The following is a 19,741-nucleotide window of genomic DNA, read 5'->3' as shown; positions in this document are numbered from 1 at the left end:
TCGGATTGGACCGGTCATGCCCCTGTTCCGAAGCTCCACCTCCTCCGCCCCGGTGCAGCCCCGATCCTGGCTGCACCGCCACAAGTTCATCGCCGCCGCAGCGGTCGTCGTGCTCGTCGCCGCCGGCCTGGCGGTCTGGCAGCCCTGGAAACCCTGCGGCCCCGGGATGCAGGCGGAGGGCTCACCGCACATCTGCGTCGGGTTGAACCTGGAGGGCTCGTCGTTCGGCGCGCACGACGCCGTGGAGCTTCTGCGGGAAAGGGTGAAGCAGCACAACGCGGAGGTCGCCGGACCGGAGTTCGTGACCGTCGTCGTGCTGGACAACATGACGCCGGACGTGGAGCAGGACAGCCTGGGCGAGGCCAACGTGCGGCATGGGGTCGAAGGTGCGCTCACGGCTGCGTGGCGGGCCAACAACTCGCTCGTGGCGAACGGAAAGCTTCCGCGGGTCAAGCTGCAACTCGCGAACTACGGCAACGGAGCGGTCCACCACGCCGACGCCGTGCGCGAGATCGTCGCTGCCAAGGACAGTGCGCACATCGTCGCGGTCGTCGGTCTCGGGCAGAGCCTGAACACGACACGAGCGGCAGCCGCGGCGTTGTCCGAGGCCGGTATCGCCGTGGTCAGCTCGATGGCGAGCGCCGACAACATGAACCAGCACGTCGATGACACCGGAAGGTACATCCGGCGCTTCTTCCGGATCACCCCGACCAACGTCGACGCCGGTCGAGCTGCCGCGACCCACGTGCACCAGAGCGGATACGAGAAGGTCATGCTGGTTCAGGACACGAACCCGGCCGATATCTATTCGCTCACGCTCGGCCGGGCCTTCCGAGACTCGTACAAGGAACTTCTCGGCCACGACATCGCCGATGTGCTGACATACACCTCACCGAAGGACAGCGGCGACATCCCGCGCGCGGAGTACATGGAGAAGATGTTCGCCGACACTCACGCGCGGATATGTCTCGAGGATCCGGACCTGGTCTACTTCGCCGGCCGGGGTGCCGACCTGCGGCCGTTCCTGCAGACCCTCTCGCAGAACGGGCAGTGCGACAGGCCCGAAGTGGACATCCTGACCAGTGACGACGCCAGCAACGTCGTATCTCAGCCGTTGCCCGCTCTCACCGATTCGGGGGTGCGGTTGTTCTACACCAGCGTTGCCACGCGCGGGCAGTGGAACGGTCCGGGGCAGGAGGAGAACCGCGCCAGGTACGAGGAATTCGAGGAGGTCTTCGGGCAGCTCGGCTTCAACGCCGAGGTCGATCTGCTGAACGGCTACGCGATGTCCACCCACGATGCGGTGCTGGTCGCCACAGCCGCAGCGCGCATGGTCCCGTCCGTCATGACGAACACGACCAACGTTGCGGACTGGATCAAGAAGTTCGACTGCGTCCAGCCGTACCTCGGGGTGACCGGCAAAATCGCTTACAAGACCGATCCCGCGGTTCAAGGCAACCCCGTGGACAAGGCGATGCCGATCTTGCGGCTGGAACCCGATGGTCGGCCGGTCCAGGTGGGCTTGGTGTGGCCTTCCGGCCAGCCGTTCGGTCCGCAATCGTGTGGCTGAGCTGAACTGATCGGAGGGCTCATGGACGAGGTTTTTCGGCGGTTGGATGACATCCGCGAGGACCTGACGGCGCTGTACAAGGACCTGCACGCGCATCCTGAGCTGTCGTTCCAGGAGCACCGCACGGCTGCCGAGGTCGCGCGGCGGCTGGAGGCGCTGGGGCTGGAGGTCACCTCCGGCGTCGGGCGAACCGGCGTGGTGGGGGTGCTGCGCAACGGGACCGGGCCGACGGTGCTGCTGCGCGCGGACTTCGACGCGCTGCCGGTGCTGGAGCAGACCGGGCTCGACTACGCGAGCACGCAGCGGGCCACCGCCGCCGACGGCTCGGACGTCCCGGTGATGCACGCCTGCGGTCACGACATGCACGTCACCAGCCTGCTGGGCGCGCTGGACCTGCTGATCGCGGCGCGTTCTCGCTGGTCGGGGACGGTGGTGGCGGTGTTCCAGCCGGCCGAGGAGATCGGGGCGGGGGCGCGGGCGATGCTCGACGACGGGTTCCTGGAGCGCTTCCCGCGACCGGACGTCTGCCTCGGGCAGCACGTGTTCCCGTTCCAGAGCGGGTTCGTGGGCATGATGAGCGGGCCGAGCATGTCGGCCGCCGACAGCGTGAAGATCACCATGTTCGGTCGCGGCGGGCACGGGTCGCAGCCGCAGAACGCGATCGATCCGGTGGTGATGGCCTCGGCGACGGTGATGCGGTTGCAGACGGTCGTCTCGCGCGAGGTCTCCGGTGATGACACCGCTGTGGTCACCGTCGGCTCGATCCGCGCGGGAACCAAGGAGAACATCATCCCCGATCAGGCGGAGCTGCTGGTCAACATCCGGTCCTTCGACGAACGCGTGCGCGAGCGGGTCCTGGCGGCCGTCCGCCGCATCGTCCGGGCGGAGGCGATCGCGTCCGGTGCCGAGCGAGAACCGGAGTTCGAGCAGCTGACCCGGTTCCCGCTGCTGGTCAACGACCCCGACGCGACGTCCCGGACCACCGGTGCTCTGCGCGCCGCGCTGGGAGACCACGCGGTGCTCGACCTGCCGCCCGCCATGGCCAGCGAGGACGTCGGCCTGTTCGGCTCGGCGGCGGGAGTTCCCACGTGCTACTGGTTCTTCGGCGGCACGGAACCCGGCCGCTTCCAGCGGGCCCTGGCCGAGGACCGGGTGGCGCAGGAGGTCCCGGCCAACCACTCACCGGGTTTCGCCCCGGAGATCGAACCGACCCTCACCACCGGCGTCAAAGCCCTCACCGCGGCCACCCTCGAGTGGCTCGCCTGAGCCACCGGGGCAACCGCCCGGGATCGATGTCCGTCATGCCGGGTCAGCTCGGACCGAACTGCCGCGGGCGAGGGCTCCGGATTCCAGGGCGACCCAGAGCGTTCCGTCGGGAGCCAGGGTGAGTCCGTGGGGCTCGGAGGACGGATCGGGGAGCGCGTGGGTCTCGACGTGCCCATCGGGGGTGACGTGACCGAGGCGGCCCGCGGCCCACTCGGTGAACCAGCACGTCCCGTCGGGTGCGGCGACGATCGCGTGCGGCCGGGCGGCGCGGTCGGGGAGCGGGAACTCGGCGATGTCGCCGCCGGGCCGGATGCGGCCGACCTGACCAGCACCGATCTCGACGAACCACAACGCGTCCTCGGTGGCGGTGAGCCCGACCGGGGCCGCGTTCTCGGTGGGCAGCGGGAAGACCTCCACCTCGCCGCCGCCGGTGCTGATGCGCCCGATCGCGTTGGCCTGGTTCAGGGTGAACCACAACGCCCCGTCCGGACCGCTGGTGATGATCGAGGGGAACCCGCCCGCCTCGGGCAGGTCGTACTCGGTGATCTCGCCGTCGACGGTGATCCGGCCGATCCGGTCGGTGCTCATCGCCGTGAACCACAACGCGGAATCCGGACCGACCGCGAGCCCGTACGGGTTGGCGCCGGGCACGTCGAACCCGGTCGCGGAACCGTCGGTGCCGATCCGCCCGATCCGGTTGCCCTGGTACAGCGTGAACCACAAGGACTCGTCAGGTCCGGCGACGATCACCGTCGGTCGGGAATCCGCCGGGCCGACCGGAAATCCCCGGTAGCTCCCGTCGGGATCGAGCCGACCGACCCGGCCGTGGTGCACCTCCGTGCACCAGATCGCACCGTCCGGACCCGCCGCGACCCCGTAAGGCCCGCACCCGGTTTCGCCGACCGGGATCTCCACGAATTCCACCCGCGCAGCCTTCAGGACGAACGCGCCTGCGACAACTGAATTTCCGCCGCTTCACTCCTGCGGTGGTGCGAAGGCGTTGATGAGCGCCCGGGTCAGGGCGGAGCGGTCGTCGGCCGGGACGGTAGCGAGGAGCTTCTCGTCGGTCTCCGCGATGACGTTTCGGGCCGTCGCGCGGAGGGATTCGCCGTGCTCGGTGACCTGGAGCCGAGCGGTCCGGCCGCGGCCCGCCTCGGTGGTGCGCTCGACGGCGCCGAGGGCTTCGAGCTGGTTGAGGGTGGCCTGCATGCTCTGCGCGGTGACGCCGGCGCGGCGGGCGAGTTCGCTGTAGGACAGCCCGGGCTCGCGGGCGAGGTGGCCGAGCGCGGAGAGGTGCCGCAGCGACATGCCGCTGGTGCGGAGCTCGCGCTCGACCTCCTCGCGCAGTTTCCGCCCCAGGTTCATGATCAGGAAGGTCGGGCTCGGCGGCGGTGCGCCCTCGGGGAAGCTCACCGGACCATCCTCCCACCCTTGTCGCGGTTGCAGCCTGGCTGTAACTTACAGTTTCAGCCAGGCTGAAACTAGGAGGACTCGTGGATACCGCGATCAACCTGATCTCGCCCGTGATCATCGCCGTCGTCTACATCGCGCTGTGCTCGCTGCTGTCCGAGCCGACCAGGCAGAAGTTCAACGCGCTGATGATCGCCGGAGCCGGGGCCGTCTACACCTCCGGTGGCGGGATGGGCGCCTGGGAGCTGGCGTTCGGCGCGGTGCTGACCTTCTGCGCGTACAAGGGGCTCTCGGACTACCGCTGGATCGGTCTCGCGTGGCTGCTGCACACCGCGTGGGACGTCGTGCACCACGTCAAGGGAGCGCCGATCATCCCGGCCTTCGAGCACTCGTCCCTCGGCTGCGCCATCTGCGACCCGATCCTGGCCGTGTGGATGTTCCGCGGTGCTCCGGCGGTCCAGACCTGGCTGACGCCGAAGCGCGCGGCCGTGTGATCAGGGGCGCAGGGCGTCCATCAGCAGGTCGAGCAGCCGACCGGCCTGGTCGGGCCGGTCGGCGCCGCAGGAGAGGAAGATACCGACGATCCCGGCCACGACGTCCTCGGGGGGCACGTCCGCGCGCAGCGATCCGTCGGCGGCACCGGCCTCCAGGACGGCTCGGGCGGCCTCGGCGAGTTCCGCTCGCTTCTCCGGCAGCGACGTGGCCGTGATGGCCGCGCGCAGCGCTTCGGCCATCTCCCGCTTGGTGGCGATGTAGTCGGCGAACCGGTCCATCCACGCGCGCAGCGCGGCGTCCGGCGGCAGTTCGGCGAGCAGTTCGGCGGCGCTGTCGCGCAGCGCGGTGAACTCGGTGCGGTAGACCGCTTCGGCGAGCGCCTCCCGGGTGGGGAAGTGCCGGTAGAGGGTGCCGATGCCGACGCCTGCCGTGCGCGCGACCGATTCCAGCGACACCTTCGCCTCGCCCGAGGCGAACGCCTCCCGCGCGGCCGCGATCAGGCGGTCCCGGTTCCGGCGCGCGTCGGCGCGCATCTCCTGAGGACTAATCGGAGGGTCCTCCGCTTCTCTGGTAGCGTTGGTCGAAGCGGAGGGTCCTCCGCCTAGCTCTCCACTATGGCAGGAGCGCACCATGACCACATCCACCACTGCGGTCCTGGCGGGACGTCCCGTGGCCCGCGTCGGGTACGGCGCGATGCAGCTGCCCGGGCGGGACCGGGACGCCGCGACCGCGGTCCTGCGCCGCGCGGTCGACGCGGGCGTCAACCACATCGACACCGCGCACTTCTACGGACCCGGCGAGGCGAACGCGCTGATCCGCGAGGCCCTGCACCCCTACCCGGAGGACCTCGTGCTGGTCAGCAAGGTCGGTGCCGAGCACGCTCCGGAGACCGAGATCGGGCTGGCTCTCGCGCAGCGTCCGGAGCAGTTGCGCGCCGGCGTCGAGGCGAACCTCGCCCAGCTCGGCGTGGAGCAGATCCCGGTGGTCAACCTGCGCCGCACCGACGTCCCGCCCGGGGTCGTCGCCGAAGGCGATCAGCTGGTCGACCTGGACGACCAGCTCGCCGAGCTCTCCGCGCTGCGCGAGGAGGGCAAGATCGGCGCCATCGGCCTCAGCGCCGTCAGCCCGGACAAGGTCGAGCAGGCGCTGCCGGTCGGTGTCGCCTGCGTCCAGAACGCGCACAGCGTCCTGGACCGCCGCGCCGAACCGGTCCTGGAGATCTGCCGCGAGCACGACATCCCGTGGGTGCCGTTCTTCCCGCTGGGCTCGGCGTTCCCGGGCACGCCGAAGGTCACCGACCACCCCGTCGTCGTGGGCATCGCCGCCGCGCTGGGCGCCACCCCTGCCCAAGTCGGGTTGGCCTGGGAGTTGGCGCACTACGACAACACCCTGCTCATCCCGGGCACCGCCGATCCCGCCCACCTCGACGACAACATCGCGGCCGGGGACGTGCGGTTGAGCGCCGAAGCCAGGTCCGAACTGGACGCGCTCGCCGGATAATTCGGAGACAGCACCGCGGATCTGTGATCCCCTCATCGCATGGGGGACGAGGAGCTGTGGAGGTGGACCGCGACCGAGATCGCGGCCGCGGTCGCCGATCGCCAGGTGAGCGCGAGCGAGGTCGTCGAAGCTCTCCTGGAGCGGATCGAGGCGGTCAACCCGCAGGTCAACGCCGTGGCGGAGGTCTTCGCCGACACCGCGCGAGCCGAAGCCGCCGAGCTCGACGCGAGACGCGCGGGAGGTGCGGAAACCGGCCCGCTGGCGGGAGTTCCGTTCACCGTGAAGGACAACACCGACGTCGCGGGCCGCGCCACCACGCACGGACTGGCGCGGTTCCGCGACTTCGTGCGCACGGCGGACGCACCACCGGTCGCACGGCTCCGCCGAGCCGGGGCGATCCCGATCGGGCACAGCAACCTGCCCACCATGACCCTGCGCGGCATGCACACCGTCAGCGAGCTGCACGGGCACACGATCAACCCGTGGGACCCGGCGAAGACGCCCGGCGGTACCAGCGGCGGCGACGCCGTCGCGGTGGCGACCGGGATGGCGCCGGTCGCGCTGGGCAACGACTCCGGTGGCTCGTTGCGGAATCCCGCCACGTTCGGCGGGGTCTGCGGGCTCAAGCCGAGCACCGGGCGGTACCCGTCGGATCACCGGTTCGGGCCGGACGACCCGTCGCTGAGCTCGCAGCTCTTCCCGGTCGACGGGCCGATGGCCCGCACCGTCGGTGAGCTGCGCGTCGCGCACCGGGCGCTGGTCGGGACCGAAGCGCGCGATCCGCGCGCGGTTCCGGTTCCCGCCGAGGGCCCGGCGCCCCAGCGCCCGGTCGAGGTGGGCGTGGTGGTCGACCCGACCGGGGGCGGGGTCGATGCCGAGGTGCGCGCGGGAATCCTCGCCGCTGCCGACGCCCTCGCCGAGGCGGGTCACGAGGTCGTCGAGGTCGAGGTGCCCAGGCTGCAGGAGGCCCTCGACGCCTACGGGAAGATGGTCATGACCGAGTTCGCGCCCGGCTGGCCGACGATCCGCGATCTGATCGGTCCCGACGCGGCGCGCTACATGGAACTGTCCATGATGGAGGGAGCGCCCGTCGAGCTGCCGGAGTACGTGGCGCTCACCGGAGTGCGGCTGGGCATCAGGCGTTCGTGGGCGGAGTTGCTGGAGCGGTTCCCGCTGCTGCTCGGGCCGGTCAGCACCAGGCTGTCGTTCGAGCCGGAGGAGGAGTCCCGGGGGCTGGAGGAGTTCCGCGCCTACAGCAGGTCGATGGCGCTGTGCACCGCGAGCAGCTTCGTCGGCGTCCCGGCGGTGGCGGTGCCGGCGGGCACGGCGTCGGGTTTCCCGCGCGGCGTGCAGGTGATCGGCCCGATGTACCGGGAAGACCTCTGCCTGGACGCGGCCGAGCTGATCCAGAACGCCTTCGAGCCCAACACCCCGATCGAGCCGCGCTAGACCCTCATGCCTCGCCAGATGAGGTCGAGGAGTTCGGCGGTTTCCTCGCGCCAGTTGTGCTTGGGGTTGAGGTAGAAGAGCCCGCCGAGGCCGCGCAGCACCGTTTCCGGGTTCACGTCCGAGCGGACGTTGCCGGCCTCGATGTTGGCGCGCAGCAGGGCGGTGATCGCCTCGATCAGGGTTTCGTGGGCGTTGACCGGGAGTTCGGCGGGGGAGGACGTGGCGGCGACGAGCGCCTTGGCCAGGCCGCGCTTGGTCATCATGTAGTGCGCGAGGTGGTCGGTGACCCAGGTGCGGAGCGCTCGTTCGGGCTCGTGCCGTTCCAGCAGCTCCGGGACCACCTCGCCGAGGTGGTCCAGCTCGCGCTGGTAGACGGCGATGATGAGCGCTTCGGTGGTGGGGAAGTGCCGGTAGACCGTGCCCACGCCGACGCCCGCCTGCTTGGCGATGTGGTTGAACGAGACCTGCTCCGAGCACGCCAGCGACCGGGCCGCGGTGTTGAGGATGGCCTCGTGGTTGCGCCGGGTGTCCGCGCGCCGGGGGTTCACAGAGCCCGTCGTCATCGTCCCTCCCCGGTCGGCTACCTGGTCTTCACCCGGAATGTAGTGCACCGCTCGCCGGACCAGGGCAGTCTTGAGGGTGAGAACACTCGCGCTCGTTGCGAAGCGGATAATAATCCGGTAGCTTCGATTCCAGCTGAAGTGGATGACTATCCGTTTCAGCCTTCGAGTCTAGCTCCCACCACCACGAGCATTCCGCCCAACGCCCACGGCGGAAGGGCGGGGAAGAGATTCTGTGGACCTCTCACTGGAAATCAACGGTAGGACGGAAGAGCTCAGCGTCGATCCCGGCGTGACCCTGCTCGACGCGCTGCGCGAGAAGCTCGGCGTCACCGGCCCCAAGAAGGGCTGCGACCGAGGGCAGTGCGGCGCTTGCACCGTGCACGTCGACGGCCGTCCCGTCCTGTCCTGCCTCACTCTGGCGGCCACCGTGCAGGAGCCGGTGACCACCGTCGAAGGGCTCGCCGACGGCGAGTCGCTGCACCCGGTGCAGCGGGCCTTCCTCGACCAGGACGCGATGCAGTGCGGTTTCTGCACGTCCGGCCAGGTCATGTCGGCCGTGGCCGCGGTCGAGCAGGACGTCGACGACGTCCGCGAGTTCATGTCCGGCAACATCTGCCGCTGCTCGGCCTACCCGAACATCGTGGCGGCAGTAGAACAGGCGAGGCAGGCGGGCTGATGCGCTCCTTCGAACTGACCGCACCGACCACGATCGACGAGGCGCTCGGCGGCACCGGCACGTTCCTGGCCGGAGGCACCACGCTCGTCGACCTGATGAAGCTCGACGTGCTCACCCCGCAGCGGGTGCAGAACATCAACGGCCTGCCGCTGCGCGGGATCGACACCTCCGACGGGCTGCGCATCGGCGCGCTGGAGCGGATGAGCGACGTGGCCGCGAATCCCGGTGTGTACCCGGTGATCTCGCGCGCGCTGCTGCAGAGCGCGTCGCAGCAGCTGCGCAACATGGCCAGCATCGGCGGGAACCTGATGCAGCGCACGCGTTGCGGGTACTTCCGCGACGTCGACATGCCCTGCAACCGTCGTGACCCGGGCAGCGGCTGCCCGGCGGTCGAGGGCGCCAACCGGATGCACGCGATCCTGGGCACCAGCGACGCGTGCGCGGCCACCCACGCCAGCGACCTGGCGGTCGCGCTGGTCGCGCTCGACGCCGAGGTCCGGCTGGTCAGCACCGACGGCGAGCGCACCGTCAAGCTCGCCGACTTCTACATGCAGCCGGGGCAGACGCCCGAGGCCGAGCACGACCTGCGCGAGGGCGAGCTGATCGGCGAGGTCGTCGTGCCGAAGCTGGACTGGGCGACCAACTCCACCTACGTCAAGGTCCGCGACCGGCAGTCCTACGAGTTCGCGCTGACCTCGGCCGCCGTGGCGCTCGACGTCCGCGACGGAGTGATCGCCGATGCCCGCGTCGCCGCGGGCGGTGTGGCGACGGTGCCGTGGAAGCTCGGCGTCGTCGAGGACGTGCTGCGCGGCAAGCCCGCCACCCAGGAGACCTTCGAAGCCGCCGCCGCGCTCGCCGCCGAAGGGGCGAAACCGTTGTCCGGCAACGCGTTCAAGGTGTCCCTGCTGAAGCGGACCATCGTCCGCGCCCTGCTCGAAACCACCGAAGGGATGCAGCTGTGACTGCTCGGCTGGACGGCCCGCTGAAAGTCACCGGCCAGGCCAAGTACGGGGCCGACAACAACTTCCCCGGCATGGTCTACGGCTACCTCGTGCTCAGCACGATCGCCCACGGCGAGGTCGAGAGCATGGACGTCACCGCGGCCAAGAGCGCGCCCGGTGTGCTCGGCGTGTACACGCCGTTCGACAAGCTGGAACTGGCCACGCCGAGCTCGATGCTGGGCGAGACCTGGGTTCCGCTGCAGAACCGCGAGGTCGCCTACTACGGCCAGCCGATCGGTCTCGTCATCGCCGAGACCTTCGAGCAGGCCCGCGACGCCGCGTCGCTGGTGGAGGTCGGCTACCAGGCCAAGCCCGCGAAGACCTCGTTCGAGGAGGGGCTGGCCGACGCCGAGGCGGCACCCGACCGCGAAGACCTGGAGATCCTCGACGCCGACGCCGGTTTCGAGTCCATCGCGGACGCCTTCGCGGGCAGCCCGGTCGTCGTCGACAACACCTATTCGACCGCGACCCAGAACCACGCCGCGATGGAGCCGCACTCGGCGGTCGCGCTGTGGGAGGGCGGCGAGCTCACGCTCTACACGCCGAACCAGGGTTCGCACATGGTCGCCGCGGACGTGGCCACCGCGCTGGGCGTCGACGTCTCGCAGGTCCACGTCGTGAACCCCTACGTGGGCGGTGCTTTCGGCGGCAAGGGCAAGACCTCCACGCCGGCGTTCCTCGCCGCGGCGGCGAGCCGCGCGCTCGGCCGGCCCGTCAAGGCCGTGCTGACCCGCGAGCAGGTGTTCACGGTGACCGCCGGTCGTGCGGCCACCCGGCAGAAGGTCGCCCTGGGCGCCGACCGCGAGGGCCGCCTGATCGCGGTTCAGCACGACTCGTGGTGCACCACGGACTCGGCCCGCTCGTTCGTCGAGCCGACCTCCCACGGGACCTCGCTGGAGTGGTACGCGACGCCGAACCTCGCGGTGTCGCAGCGGATCGTGCCGCTGAACGTGCCGCCGACGACCTTCATGCGCGCTCCCGGTGAGGCTCCGGGTTCGTTCGCGCTGGAGAGCGCGATCGACGAGCTGGCGGTGGAGCTGGGGATCGACCCGATCGAGCTGCGCAAGCGCAACAACTCGACGGCCCCGCCCGGCAAGGACCTGCAGTGGTCCAGCAAGCACCTCGACGAGTGCTTCGACATCGGTGCGCAGCGCTTCGGCTGGGCCAACCGCAGCCCGCAGGGCCGCACCGAGGGCGACTGGCAGGTCGGCATGGGCGTGGCCGTGGCGATGTTCCCGGCGCTGCGCTTCCCGGCCACGGTCGGCATCGAACTGCGGGCCGACGGGACCGCCGTGGTCTCCACCAGCGGTGCGGACCCGGGGACGGGCCTGCTGACGGTGATGTCGACGATCGGTGCGGAGTCCCTGGACCTGCCCGAGGACCGGATCACCCCGCAGCTCGGTGACTCGGCGCTGCCGCCGGGCGGCCTGTCGGGTGGTTCCACGGCCACGGCCAGCGTGGGCACCGCGATCCAGCTCGCGGGCACCGCGGCGGTCGACGAGCTCACCGCGCTGGCCTCCGGGCCGGGTGCGCCGTTCGAGGGCGAGGAGGTCACCTACGCCCACGGCGAGCTGTTCGCCGACGGGCGGTCGATGGCCTTCGGCGACCTGCTGCGGGAGCTGGGCCGCGACTCGGTGTCGGTGAGCGGTTCGTCCGCACCCGGCGAGGAGCTGACCAAGCACTCCTTCAGCTCGTTCGGCGCGCAGTTCGTCGAGGTCAAGGTGCACAAGTGGACTCGCGAGACCCGGGTGTCCCGGATGCTCGGCGTGTTCGACTGCGGACGGATCATCAACGACAAGCTGGCCACCAGCCAGCTCCAGGGCGGCATGATCTGGGGTGTTTCGGCGGCGCTGCACGAGGCCATGGAGGTCGAGGGCGGCGGTCGGCTGGCCAACGGCGACTTCGCGAGCTACCTGCTGCCGGTCAACGCCGACATCCCCGAGGTGGACGTGGAGTTCGTGAAGTACCCGGACACGCTGCACAACTCGGTGGGCGCCAAGGGGCTCGGCGAGATCGGCACGGTCGGCATGGCCGCCGCTGTCGCCAACGCGGTCCACAACGCCACCGGGATCCGGGTCCGTCACATCCCGATCACCATCGAGGACCTGCTGGTGGACTGAGGTCTTCGCCGGGCGGCCCCGTGGGAGGCCGCCCGGCGGATCCTCAGCGCGGGGTGTGCGAACCGGGCACGGTCCGGTTGATGACGCTGATGCGGTTCCAGGCGTTGATGGCCGCGATGAGCATCACCAGCGCGGTCAGGGTCGCCTCGTCGAACTCCTCTCGCGCCTTCTCGAAGACCTCGTCGGGCACGCCGTGGGGGTTGTCGGCCAGGCGGGTTCCCGATTCCGCCAGGTCCAGCGCCGCGCGCTCGGCGTTGGTGAAGTGCGGCGATTCGCGCCAGGCCGCGATGCCGAAGAGCCGCTCGTCGGTCTCGCCGCCCTGCTTCGCGTGCTTGCTGTGCATGTCGACGCAGAAGGCGCAGCCGTTGATCTGGCTGACGCGCAGCTTGACCAGGTGCTGGAGGTTCTTCGGAACTCCGCTGCCTGCGAGGAATACCTCCAGCGAGCTCATCGCCGCGTAGCCGTCGCCCGCCTTGGCGGGCAGGTCGTCGATCCGTCCCTGCATCGTCATCTCCTTATCTCGGACATCTGATATCCAGAATTGGTTGCTGCCAGAACCCCTGCTGGGGAGGGGTTCGATCAGGTGCGGGTGTCGCCGAACCAGCGGCGGACCCGCTCGGCCGCGGCCGGGGAGTGGTCGTCCACGGTGGCCGCGATGTCGGCGATGGACTGCGAGGCCAGCTCCCGGCGCCAGGCGAGCTCGGCCTTGCGCATGGAGGTGTTGATGGCGCAAGGGGTTTCGCCGCGGGCTCCGCCGCCGGAACCGCTGCCGGAGCCGCCGCGGTGGCGGATCTCGGTGCACCGGAACGCTTCCTCGGGACCTTCGATCGCCGCGACCACGTCCATCAGCGTGATCTTCTCCGGCGGGCGGGCGAGCCGGAAACCGCCGCGCGGCCCGGAGGTCGAGGTGACGATCCCGGCCCGGGCCAGGGCCTGGAGCTGCTTGTTCATGTACGCGGCGGGGAGTTCGTAGAACGCGGCCAGCTTCGCCGCGGGCACGGCCCGGTCCTCGCCCAGCCATGCGAGGTTGAGGCAGCTGTGCACCGCCCACTCCACGCCCTCGTTCATCCGCACAACCCGGATATTAGATGTCCAGGATAAATCTGGCAACCGGGATGGTCTGGTCCACTCGGGTCTGAACGCGTTCTTGCACGTTCCGGCGGGCGATCGAGCGGCGTAGCTTCGGCCTGACATTTTCATACGTATTCCGATTGGGGAAGCGGATATGGCGGTGTCCAGGCGATCGTTCATGATCTCCACCGGAGCGCTGGTCGCGGGAGCGACCGTGCTGCCGATCTCCGAGTTACGTCCCCCGATGGCCCGCGCGGACGCCTCGTGGCTGGCCGACGCCGTGCTCTACCAGATCTACCCGCAGACCTACGCCGACACCGACGGCACCGGAGTTGGTGACCTGCAGGGCATCATCGACCACCTCGATCACCTCCAGTGGCTCGGCATCACCGCGGTCTGGATGAACCCGATCTTCCCGTCGCCGCTGACCGATGCCGGCTACGACGTCTCCGACTACGTGGGCGTGCACGAGCGCTACGGCACGCAGGACGACGTCGCCCGGCTGACCGAGGAAGCGCGCAAGCGCGGCATCCGGATCCTGTTCGACCTGGTCGCCGGGCACACCTCCGACCAGCACCCGTGGTTCCTCAACTCGCTGCAGGACTTCTCCGACGACCGCTTCATCTGGGCGAGCCCGGACCAGTTCCCCGACGGCGACTTGCCGGAGAACTTCGTCGCCTCTCCCGGCCCGCGAGAAGGCGCGTTCCTGAAGAACTTCTACGACACCCAGCCGGCCATCAACTACGGCTACGCGCGGATGAACCCCGATGAGCCGTGGCGCCAGCCGGTCGACGCCGAAGGTCCCAAGCGCAACCGCGAAGCGATGCGCGAGATCATGGACCACTGGCTGAAGTTGGGGATCTCGGGATTCCGCTGCGACATGGCGGGGAGCCTGATCAAGGACGACCCGGACCTCGTCGAAACCGGCAAGCTCTGGGGCGAGATGGCCGCCTGGCTGGACGAGAACCACCCCGACGCGGTGCTGGTCTCCGAGTGGGGTGATCCGAAGGTCGCGGTCCCGGCCGGGTTCGACGGCGACTTCTTCTTCCAGACCGGCGAGGCGTGGCGCTCGTTGTGGCAGGACAACCCGTACTTCGGTGCCGACGGGACCGGCACGGCCAAGATCTTCATCGACGCCTGGCGCGAGGCGGAGGACGCGATCGGGCGGCCCGGGGGAGTCATCCTGCCCTCGGCCAACCACGACACCGCGCTGCGGCTGAACAACGGCGTCCGCACGCCGGAGGAGATCCCGACGGCGTACGCGTTCTGGCTGACCTGGCCGATCGTCCCGCTGATCTACTACGGCGAGGAGATCGGCATGCGGCTGGTCGACGGCCTGCCGGACGTCGAGGGCAGCAACGGTCGGCAGAACAACCGGACACCGATGCAGTGGAACGACGGGCCCAACGCCGGGTTCTCCACCGCTCCTGCCGAGAGCCTCTACTTGCCGCAGGATCCCGACCCGAACCGGCCGAACGTCGAGGCGCAGCGCGACGATCCGGGATCGCTGCTGAACCTCGTGCAGCGGCTCATCGCGCTGCGCCAGGCCAACCCCGAGCTCGGAACCGCCGCCGACGTGCAGGTCTTCCACGACGGTTACCCGCTGACCTACCTGCGCGGTGACCGGTTCCTGGTGACGGTCAACCCCAGCCGGGACGCGGTGACGGTCGCCGTCCCCGACGAACGGTTGGCGAACGCCACCGCCGTCGAGGACAGCGGTGTGACGATCAACGGCCAGGACATCACGGTCCCGGCCTTCGGCTACGCCGTGCTCGACCTCCGCTGAACCCCGCGGCACCCGGCGACCACCGGGTGCCGCGCCGGTCGGCGGGACCCGAGTTCTGGGAACGAGCGGTGCCGGTCGGCGTCTTTTGCGGATCGCTCGGGTGGAGTACATTCAGCGCCGCTTTGTGTATACGTATTCAGGACGGAGCTGTGTGCATTGGTGTCGAGGCGGTCGTTCATGATCGGTGCAGGTGCGGTGCTCGCGGGGGCCGCTGTGCTGCCGATCTCGCGGGTGAGTCCCGCTGCGGCGTCGGGTCAGCCCTCGTGGCTCGCCGACGCCGTGCTCTACCAGGTGTATCCGCAGAGCTTCGCCGACACCAACGGCGACGGCATCGGTGACCTGCGCGGCATCACCGAGCACCTCGACCACCTGGCGTGGCTGGGGGTCACCGCGATCTGGGTCAACCCGGTGTTCCCGTCGCCTTTCACCGACGCCGGCTACGACATCACCGATTACGTCGGCGTGCACCCGCGCTACGGCGCCCGGGAGGACGTCGCCGAGCTGGTCACCGCGGCGAGAGCCCGCGGAATCCGGGTGCTGTTCGACCTGGTCGCCGGGCACACGTCCGACCAGCACCCGTGGTTCCTGCAGTCCCTGCAGGACGACACCGACAGCCGTTACGTGTGGGCGACCCCGGACCAGCTGCCGCCGGACGGCAGCCTGCCGGAGGACTTCGTCGCCTCGCCCGGTCCGCGCGAGGGCGCGTTCCTGAAGAACTACTACGAGACGCAGCCGGCCATCAACTACGGCTACGCGCGGATGAACCCGGACGAGCCGTGGCGGCAGCCGGTCGACGCCGAAGGCCCCAAGCGCAACCGCGAAGCGATGCGCGAGGTCATGGACCACTGGCTGAAGCTCGGTGTCTCCGGGTTCCGCTGCGACCTGGCCGCCACGCTGGTCAAGGACGACCCGGGCTGGGTCGAGACCGGCAAGCTGTGGGGCGAGATGCGGGCGTGGATGGACGAGAACCACCCCGACGCCGTGATGATCGCCGAGTGGGGAGACCCCGCGACCTCGGTCCCCGCGGGCTTCGACGGCGACTTCTTCCTGCCCGTCAACGGACCCGGCGACGGTGCGCCGTGGAAGTCGTTGTGGCAGGACAACCCGTACTTCGGTGCCGACGGCACCGGCTGCGCCAAGATCTTCGTCGACGCCTGGAAGCAGACCGAGCAGACCATCGGGAGCCCCGGGCACATCCTGCTGCCCTCGGCCAACCACGACGGCGCGCTGCGGCTGAACAACGGCGTGCGCACGCCCGAGGAGATCCCCGCCGCGTTCGCGTTCTGGCTGACCTGGCCGACCGTTCCGACGCTGTACTACGGCGAGGAGATCGGGATGCGGCTGATCGAGGGCCTGCCGGACGTCGAGGGCAGCAACGGTCGGCAGAACAACCGCACGCCGATGCAGTGGAACGACGGGCCCAACGCCGGGTTCTCCACCGCTCCCGCCGACGAGCTCTACATCCCGCAGGACCCGGACCCGAACCGGCCGACGGTCGCAGGTCAGCTCGCGGACAAGGGCTCGCTGCTGAACTTCGTGCAGCGGGTCATCGCGCTGCGCACGAAGCACCCCGAGCTCGGCAGCGGCGGCGCGGTCGAGGTGTTCCACGACGGCTACCCGCTGACCTACCTGCGCGGCGACCGCTTCCTGATCACGATCAACCCGAGCCGCGAGCAGGTCACCGTCGACGTCGCCGACGACCGGCTGGCGAAGGCCCGCCCGGTCGAGGACAGCGGTGTCCGCGTCGAGGGGCGGACCGTCACGGTCCCGGCCTTCGGCTACGCCATCCTCGACCTCGGCTAGAGGCTGATTCCGGGGCTCTCTCGGGGAAATCTCCGGGAGGCCCCGGAATCGCCGTCCGCTCTCCGGCGCGATGCTGGTTCACACGGCCACATCACCTGGGGGAACGGATGAACCACGCGCGCGTCTACGAGATCCGGGTCGACGGATTCGCGAACCTCGCCGAAGCCATCGGGGCGCAGGACCCGATCGCGCACCTGCTGTGCCCCGACGAGTGGCACCGGGGCCCGTGCGAGATCCCGTGGAGCCTCGGCGTCGCCGACGACGCGGGTGATCCCGATCGGGCGGCCCTGGTGGTCGGCGTGCTCACCACCCGCGAGAAGGCGCTCGAACTCCTGCGTCCCATCGGCGAGGTGACGGGACGTCCGGCGGTGCTGGTCGAGGCCGACCCCTCGGACTACGAAGAACTCGTCGAGCAGCACCGCATCGAGGTGGTGCTCGCCGACTGACGGCGTTTTCCCGCCGTTGGCCCACGCGAGGCGGTCGGGCCCATACCCTTCGGCTGCGATCACGCACTCGTGCTGAGGGGACACAGATGATCATCAGGACCGCAACGGCGACCACCGCGGCGCTGCTCGCGCTCGTCGTCACTCCGGTGGCGGCGGCAGAGGACACCTACGCCGACTACGCCGAGCTGGCCGCCAACGAGACCGAAGGCGTCGACTACCGGCGCGAGGTGCGCACCGGCGACACCGACCTCGTCCACATCGCCATCCACGGCGGCGGCATCGAGCGTCCCACCACCGAACTCGCCGACGCCGGCGCCAAGGCCGGTGGGCACGGCTTCGGCACGTTCGAGGGGCTCAAGCCGTCGGGCAACAGCGTCCTGCACATCACGTCCACGAACTTCGACGAGCCTCAGATCCGCGAGCTCGTCGCCGGCTCGACCTACACCGTGTCCTGGCACGGAGCCGCCGGTGACACCGCCACGACCTACGTCGGCGGCCTCGACACCGAGCTGCGCGACGCCGTGCGCGCCGAACTCCGGGCAGAGGGCTTCGACGCGCCGGACACCGTCCCCGACGGGCTCGCGGGTGAGAGCCCCGACAACATCGGCAACCTCAACACCCGGGGCAAGGGCGTTCAGCTGGAGCTCACCCGGGCTCAGCGCGACGCCCTCGTCAAGGACGGCGTGCCCACCGCCGAGTTCGACGACTACGTCGCCGCCGTCGAACGCGCCGTCAGCGGTCGCTGACGATCACGCGCCGGGCGGGCCGTCGAGGATCGTGGGGGCGTATTCGAGCAGCTGGAGCCGGCCGTCGAAGGTGCGGCTGCTGATCAGGTCGAGCTCGATGTCCGGGTAGCCGTCGAAGATGCGTTCCTGGCCGGTCTTGCCGGTGATGACCGGGAAGACGACCACGCGGAAGCGGTCCACGACCCCGGCTTCGAGCAGCGACCGGCTCAGGCTGAGGCTGCCGACGGTGCGCAGCGGGCGGGTCTCGCGCTGCTTGAGCTCCCGCACGGCCTCGACGGCGTCCCCGGTGACGAGCTCGCTGTTCGCCCAGCTCAGCGGCGCCTTCAGGGTGGAGGAGAAGACGACCTTGGGCATCGCGGTCAGCTCGGCGAGCCCGGCCTCCTCGGGTGCCTCGGCGGCGAACCCGGACATCAGCCGGTACGTCGTGGCCCCCATGAGCGTGACGTGCTCCAGCTCCGACTCGCTCCCGATCCACCCGAGGTACTCGGGCCCCTCCATCCCCCAGAAACCGGGCCATCCCTCGGCGGCCGCGTAACCGTCGAGGGAGATGATGAAGTCCACCATCAGATCCGACATCGCTCAGTCCTCTCTCCGCAGGTCTCCACGTTCAGACCGAGCGGGGCCCGAGAACTCATCGGCCGACGGTGTCGACCGCCCGGCGTTCGCGTCACTCGGACGAGGTGTCGTCGGAGTGGAGCGGGAAGGTGGCGTGGACGCGGTAGCCGCCGTCCTCGGTGCGGCCGGTCTGCAACCTGCCCCCGGTGAGCGCGACGCGCTCGCGCATCCCGACCAGGCCGAAGCCGGAGCTGGGGAGCGCCACGTCGTGGCCGCGCGGGCTGCGGCGGTTGGTGACCGTCACCGCCAGCTCGTCGCCGTCGGACCGCACGGTGACCTGCACGGCCGCGTTCGGGGCGTGCTTGGCGGCGTTGGTGAGCCCCTCCTGCACCACGCGGTACGCGGCCCGTCCCACCTCGGGCGGGACGTCCGGGGCGGGCTCGGCCATGTCGAGCCGCACGTTCGCCCCGGACTCGACGGCACCGGAGACGAGGTCGGCGATGCCGGTCGTGCTCGCCGAGGCCGGTTCGGGTTCGGCGTCGTCGCGCAGCGCGCGCAGCATCTCGTGCAGCTCGGACATCGCGGTGGCGCTGGTGGACCGGATGATCTCGGCGAGCTCGGCGCTGCGCTCGTCGGTGGCGTTGGCGGCCAGCACGTCGGCGTGCCGCGACACCACGCCGATGCGGTGCGCGACGACGTCGTGCATCTCGCGGGCGATCTCTCGCCGCTGCGCCTCCACGGCCTGCTCCGCCAGCAGCTTTCGCTCGCGCTCGACCTGCTCGGCCTTCTCCCGGTAGTCGACGAGCACGCGCCGCCGCCCGAACACCCACAGCCCGATCAGCACCGGTACGACCACGCTCGTCACGACGATGGTCGTCAACGGCCCCGGGTGGAACCCGTCCCACCGCCACACCATCGGCACGAGCGCCAGCAGGTGAGCGCCGATGGCCAGCCACGTCGTCAGCCGCGGTCCACACTTGCTCGCCACCGTGTACAGCGCGACCTCCGTCGCCCCGATGACGCCAACCATCTGCGTCGACGCCGCGGCCAGCACCACAGCGACGGCGAACGGGAAGCGCCGCCGCACCACCAGCGCGAGGAATCCGGTGATCAGCGCCGCGATCGCCAGGGGAGAGGTGTCGCCGAGGCGCCCGCCGTGCGCGTAGAACTCACCCGCGACCGGGGCCGCCGCGACGGCGAGGTCGAACAGCAGCGACCGCAGCGAACCGTCCCACCACGACAACCACGAGCGCTTCTGTTCGACCTGCACGTCCGTCACCGTAC

The 19,741-nt window shown here is 70.1% G+C and carries 20 protein-coding genes; 12 read left to right on the top strand and 8 right to left on the bottom strand.

Going from position 1 to position 19,741, the window contains the following annotated elements; genetic code table 11:
- The first annotated feature begins 109 nt into the window (after window positions 1-109).
- A complete protein-coding gene (locus tag E1181_RS18435; protein WP_132676432.1) occupies window positions 110-1,570 on the top strand; it encodes an ABC transporter substrate-binding protein in 1,461 nt (486 codons plus the stop codon).
- Between the two features lie 21 nt (window positions 1,571-1,591).
- Window positions 1,592-2,836 carry an amidohydrolase gene (locus E1181_RS18430; RefSeq protein ID WP_132676430.1) on the top strand — a complete coding sequence of 415 codons (1,245 nt, stop codon included), beginning with the start codon at window positions 1,592-1,594 and terminating at the stop codon, window positions 2,834-2,836.
- A 33-nt stretch (window positions 2,837-2,869) separates the two neighbouring features.
- Here the strand turns inward: E1181_RS18430 and E1181_RS18425 are convergent, their stop codons facing one another.
- Together E1181_RS18425 and E1181_RS18420 are read right to left on the bottom strand one after the other, a co-directional pair.
- Window positions 2,870-3,760: a Vgb family protein gene (locus tag E1181_RS18425; RefSeq protein WP_132676428.1), complete on the bottom strand. Its 891-nt coding sequence runs from the start codon at window positions 3,758-3,760 to the stop codon at window positions 2,870-2,872.
- A gap of 51 nt (window positions 3,761-3,811) precedes the next feature.
- Entirely contained in the window at window positions 3,812-4,249 is a 438-nt protein-coding gene (locus tag E1181_RS18420) for a MarR family winged helix-turn-helix transcriptional regulator (RefSeq protein WP_235876862.1), read from the bottom strand.
- 80 nt (window positions 4,250-4,329) lie between these two features.
- Between E1181_RS18420 and E1181_RS18415 the strand changes: the two genes are divergently transcribed.
- On the top strand, window positions 4,330-4,740 hold the full coding sequence (locus tag E1181_RS18415) for a DUF6010 family protein (RefSeq protein WP_235876861.1): 411 nt from the start codon (window positions 4,330-4,332) through the stop codon (window positions 4,738-4,740).
- Here the strand turns inward: E1181_RS18415 and E1181_RS18410 are convergent, their stop codons facing one another.
- Window positions 4,741-5,274, bottom strand: coding sequence for a TetR/AcrR family transcriptional regulator (locus E1181_RS18410; RefSeq protein ID WP_132676426.1), 534 nt, complete (start codon window positions 5,272-5,274; stop codon window positions 4,741-4,743).
- A gap of 97 nt (window positions 5,275-5,371) precedes the next feature.
- Here E1181_RS18410 and E1181_RS18405 point away from each other — a divergent pair, with 97 nt between their 5' ends.
- On the top strand, window positions 5,372-6,241 hold the full coding sequence (locus E1181_RS18405; RefSeq protein WP_132676424.1) for an aldo/keto reductase: 870 nt from the start codon (window positions 5,372-5,374) through the stop codon (window positions 6,239-6,241).
- A 39-nt stretch (window positions 6,242-6,280) separates the two neighbouring features.
- Window positions 6,281-7,690: an amidase gene (locus E1181_RS18400; RefSeq protein ID WP_132676422.1), complete on the top strand. Its 1,410-nt coding sequence runs from the start codon at window positions 6,281-6,283 to the stop codon at window positions 7,688-7,690.
- On the opposite strand, the gene E1181_RS18395 is transcribed toward E1181_RS18400, so the two are convergent.
- The gene (locus E1181_RS18395; protein ID WP_132676420.1) at window positions 7,687-8,253 is read right to left on the bottom strand and encodes a TetR/AcrR family transcriptional regulator; all 567 of its coding nucleotides are present in this window, start codon (window positions 8,251-8,253) and stop codon (window positions 7,687-7,689) included. The genes E1181_RS18400 and E1181_RS18395 overlap by 4 nt on opposite strands.
- Window positions 8,254-8,485: 232 nt before the next feature.
- Between E1181_RS18395 and E1181_RS18390 the strand changes: the two genes are divergently transcribed.
- Genes E1181_RS18390 through E1181_RS18380 form a run of 3 tightly spaced genes read left to right on the top strand, consistent with a single transcriptional unit; the run spans window position 8,486 to window position 12,050 of the window.
- Window positions 8,486-8,929, top strand: a complete 444-nt coding sequence (locus E1181_RS18390; RefSeq protein ID WP_132676418.1) for a (2Fe-2S)-binding protein — start codon at window positions 8,486-8,488, stop codon at window positions 8,927-8,929.
- A complete protein-coding gene (locus E1181_RS18385) occupies window positions 8,929-9,891 on the top strand; it encodes an FAD binding domain-containing protein (protein ID WP_132676416.1) in 963 nt (320 codons plus the stop codon). The genes E1181_RS18390 and E1181_RS18385 overlap by 1 nt, the downstream gene beginning before the upstream one ends.
- Window positions 9,888-12,050, top strand: coding sequence for a xanthine dehydrogenase family protein molybdopterin-binding subunit (locus tag E1181_RS18380; RefSeq protein WP_132676414.1), 2,163 nt, complete (start codon window positions 9,888-9,890; stop codon window positions 12,048-12,050). Before E1181_RS18385 ends, E1181_RS18380 begins: the two co-directional genes overlap by 4 nt.
- Before the next feature lie 43 nt (window positions 12,051-12,093).
- Here E1181_RS18380 and E1181_RS18375 read toward each other — a convergent pair whose 3' ends face one another.
- Together E1181_RS18375 and E1181_RS18370 are read right to left on the bottom strand one after the other, a co-directional pair.
- The gene (locus E1181_RS18375; RefSeq protein WP_132676412.1) at window positions 12,094-12,555 is read right to left on the bottom strand and encodes a carboxymuconolactone decarboxylase family protein; all 462 of its coding nucleotides are present in this window, start codon (window positions 12,553-12,555) and stop codon (window positions 12,094-12,096) included.
- Window positions 12,556-12,629: 74 nt separating this feature from the next.
- Window positions 12,630-13,118: an RrF2 family transcriptional regulator gene (locus E1181_RS18370; RefSeq protein ID WP_328590899.1), complete on the bottom strand. Its 489-nt coding sequence runs from the start codon at window positions 13,116-13,118 to the stop codon at window positions 12,630-12,632.
- A gap of 163 nt (window positions 13,119-13,281) precedes the next feature.
- Here E1181_RS18370 and E1181_RS18365 point away from each other — a divergent pair, with 163 nt between their 5' ends.
- From E1181_RS18365 to E1181_RS18350, 4 genes are all read left to right on the top strand, one after another.
- Window positions 13,282-14,907, top strand: coding sequence for an alpha-amylase family glycosyl hydrolase (locus E1181_RS18365; protein ID WP_207922204.1), 1,626 nt, complete (start codon window positions 13,282-13,284; stop codon window positions 14,905-14,907).
- A 177-nt stretch (window positions 14,908-15,084) separates the two neighbouring features.
- A complete protein-coding gene (locus E1181_RS18360) occupies window positions 15,085-16,710 on the top strand; it encodes an alpha-amylase family glycosyl hydrolase (RefSeq protein WP_132676408.1) in 1,626 nt (541 codons plus the stop codon).
- Between the two features lie 107 nt (window positions 16,711-16,817).
- Window positions 16,818-17,156: a hypothetical protein gene (locus E1181_RS18355; RefSeq protein ID WP_132676406.1), complete on the top strand. Its 339-nt coding sequence runs from the start codon at window positions 16,818-16,820 to the stop codon at window positions 17,154-17,156.
- A gap of 86 nt (window positions 17,157-17,242) precedes the next feature.
- Window positions 17,243-17,902, top strand: a complete 660-nt coding sequence (locus tag E1181_RS18350; RefSeq protein ID WP_132676404.1) for a poly-gamma-glutamate hydrolase family protein — start codon at window positions 17,243-17,245, stop codon at window positions 17,900-17,902.
- Between the two features lie 3 nt (window positions 17,903-17,905).
- On the opposite strand, the gene E1181_RS18345 is transcribed toward E1181_RS18350, so the two are convergent.
- Window positions 17,906-18,478: a dihydrofolate reductase family protein gene (locus E1181_RS18345; protein WP_132676402.1), complete on the bottom strand. Its 573-nt coding sequence runs from the start codon at window positions 18,476-18,478 to the stop codon at window positions 17,906-17,908.
- A gap of 91 nt (window positions 18,479-18,569) precedes the next feature.
- The gene (locus tag E1181_RS18340; RefSeq protein WP_132676400.1) at window positions 18,570-19,727 is read right to left on the bottom strand and encodes a sensor histidine kinase; all 1,158 of its coding nucleotides are present in this window, start codon (window positions 19,725-19,727) and stop codon (window positions 18,570-18,572) included.
- Window positions 19,728-19,741 lie beyond the last annotated feature (14 nt).

It is taken from the genome of Saccharopolyspora terrae (assembly GCF_004348435.1).
GTDB lineage: Bacteria > Actinomycetota > Actinomycetes > Mycobacteriales > Pseudonocardiaceae > Saccharopolyspora > Saccharopolyspora endophytica.
Note: the sequence above shows the minus strand (reverse complement) of the source record. Positions and strands in the feature narration are given on the sequence as shown.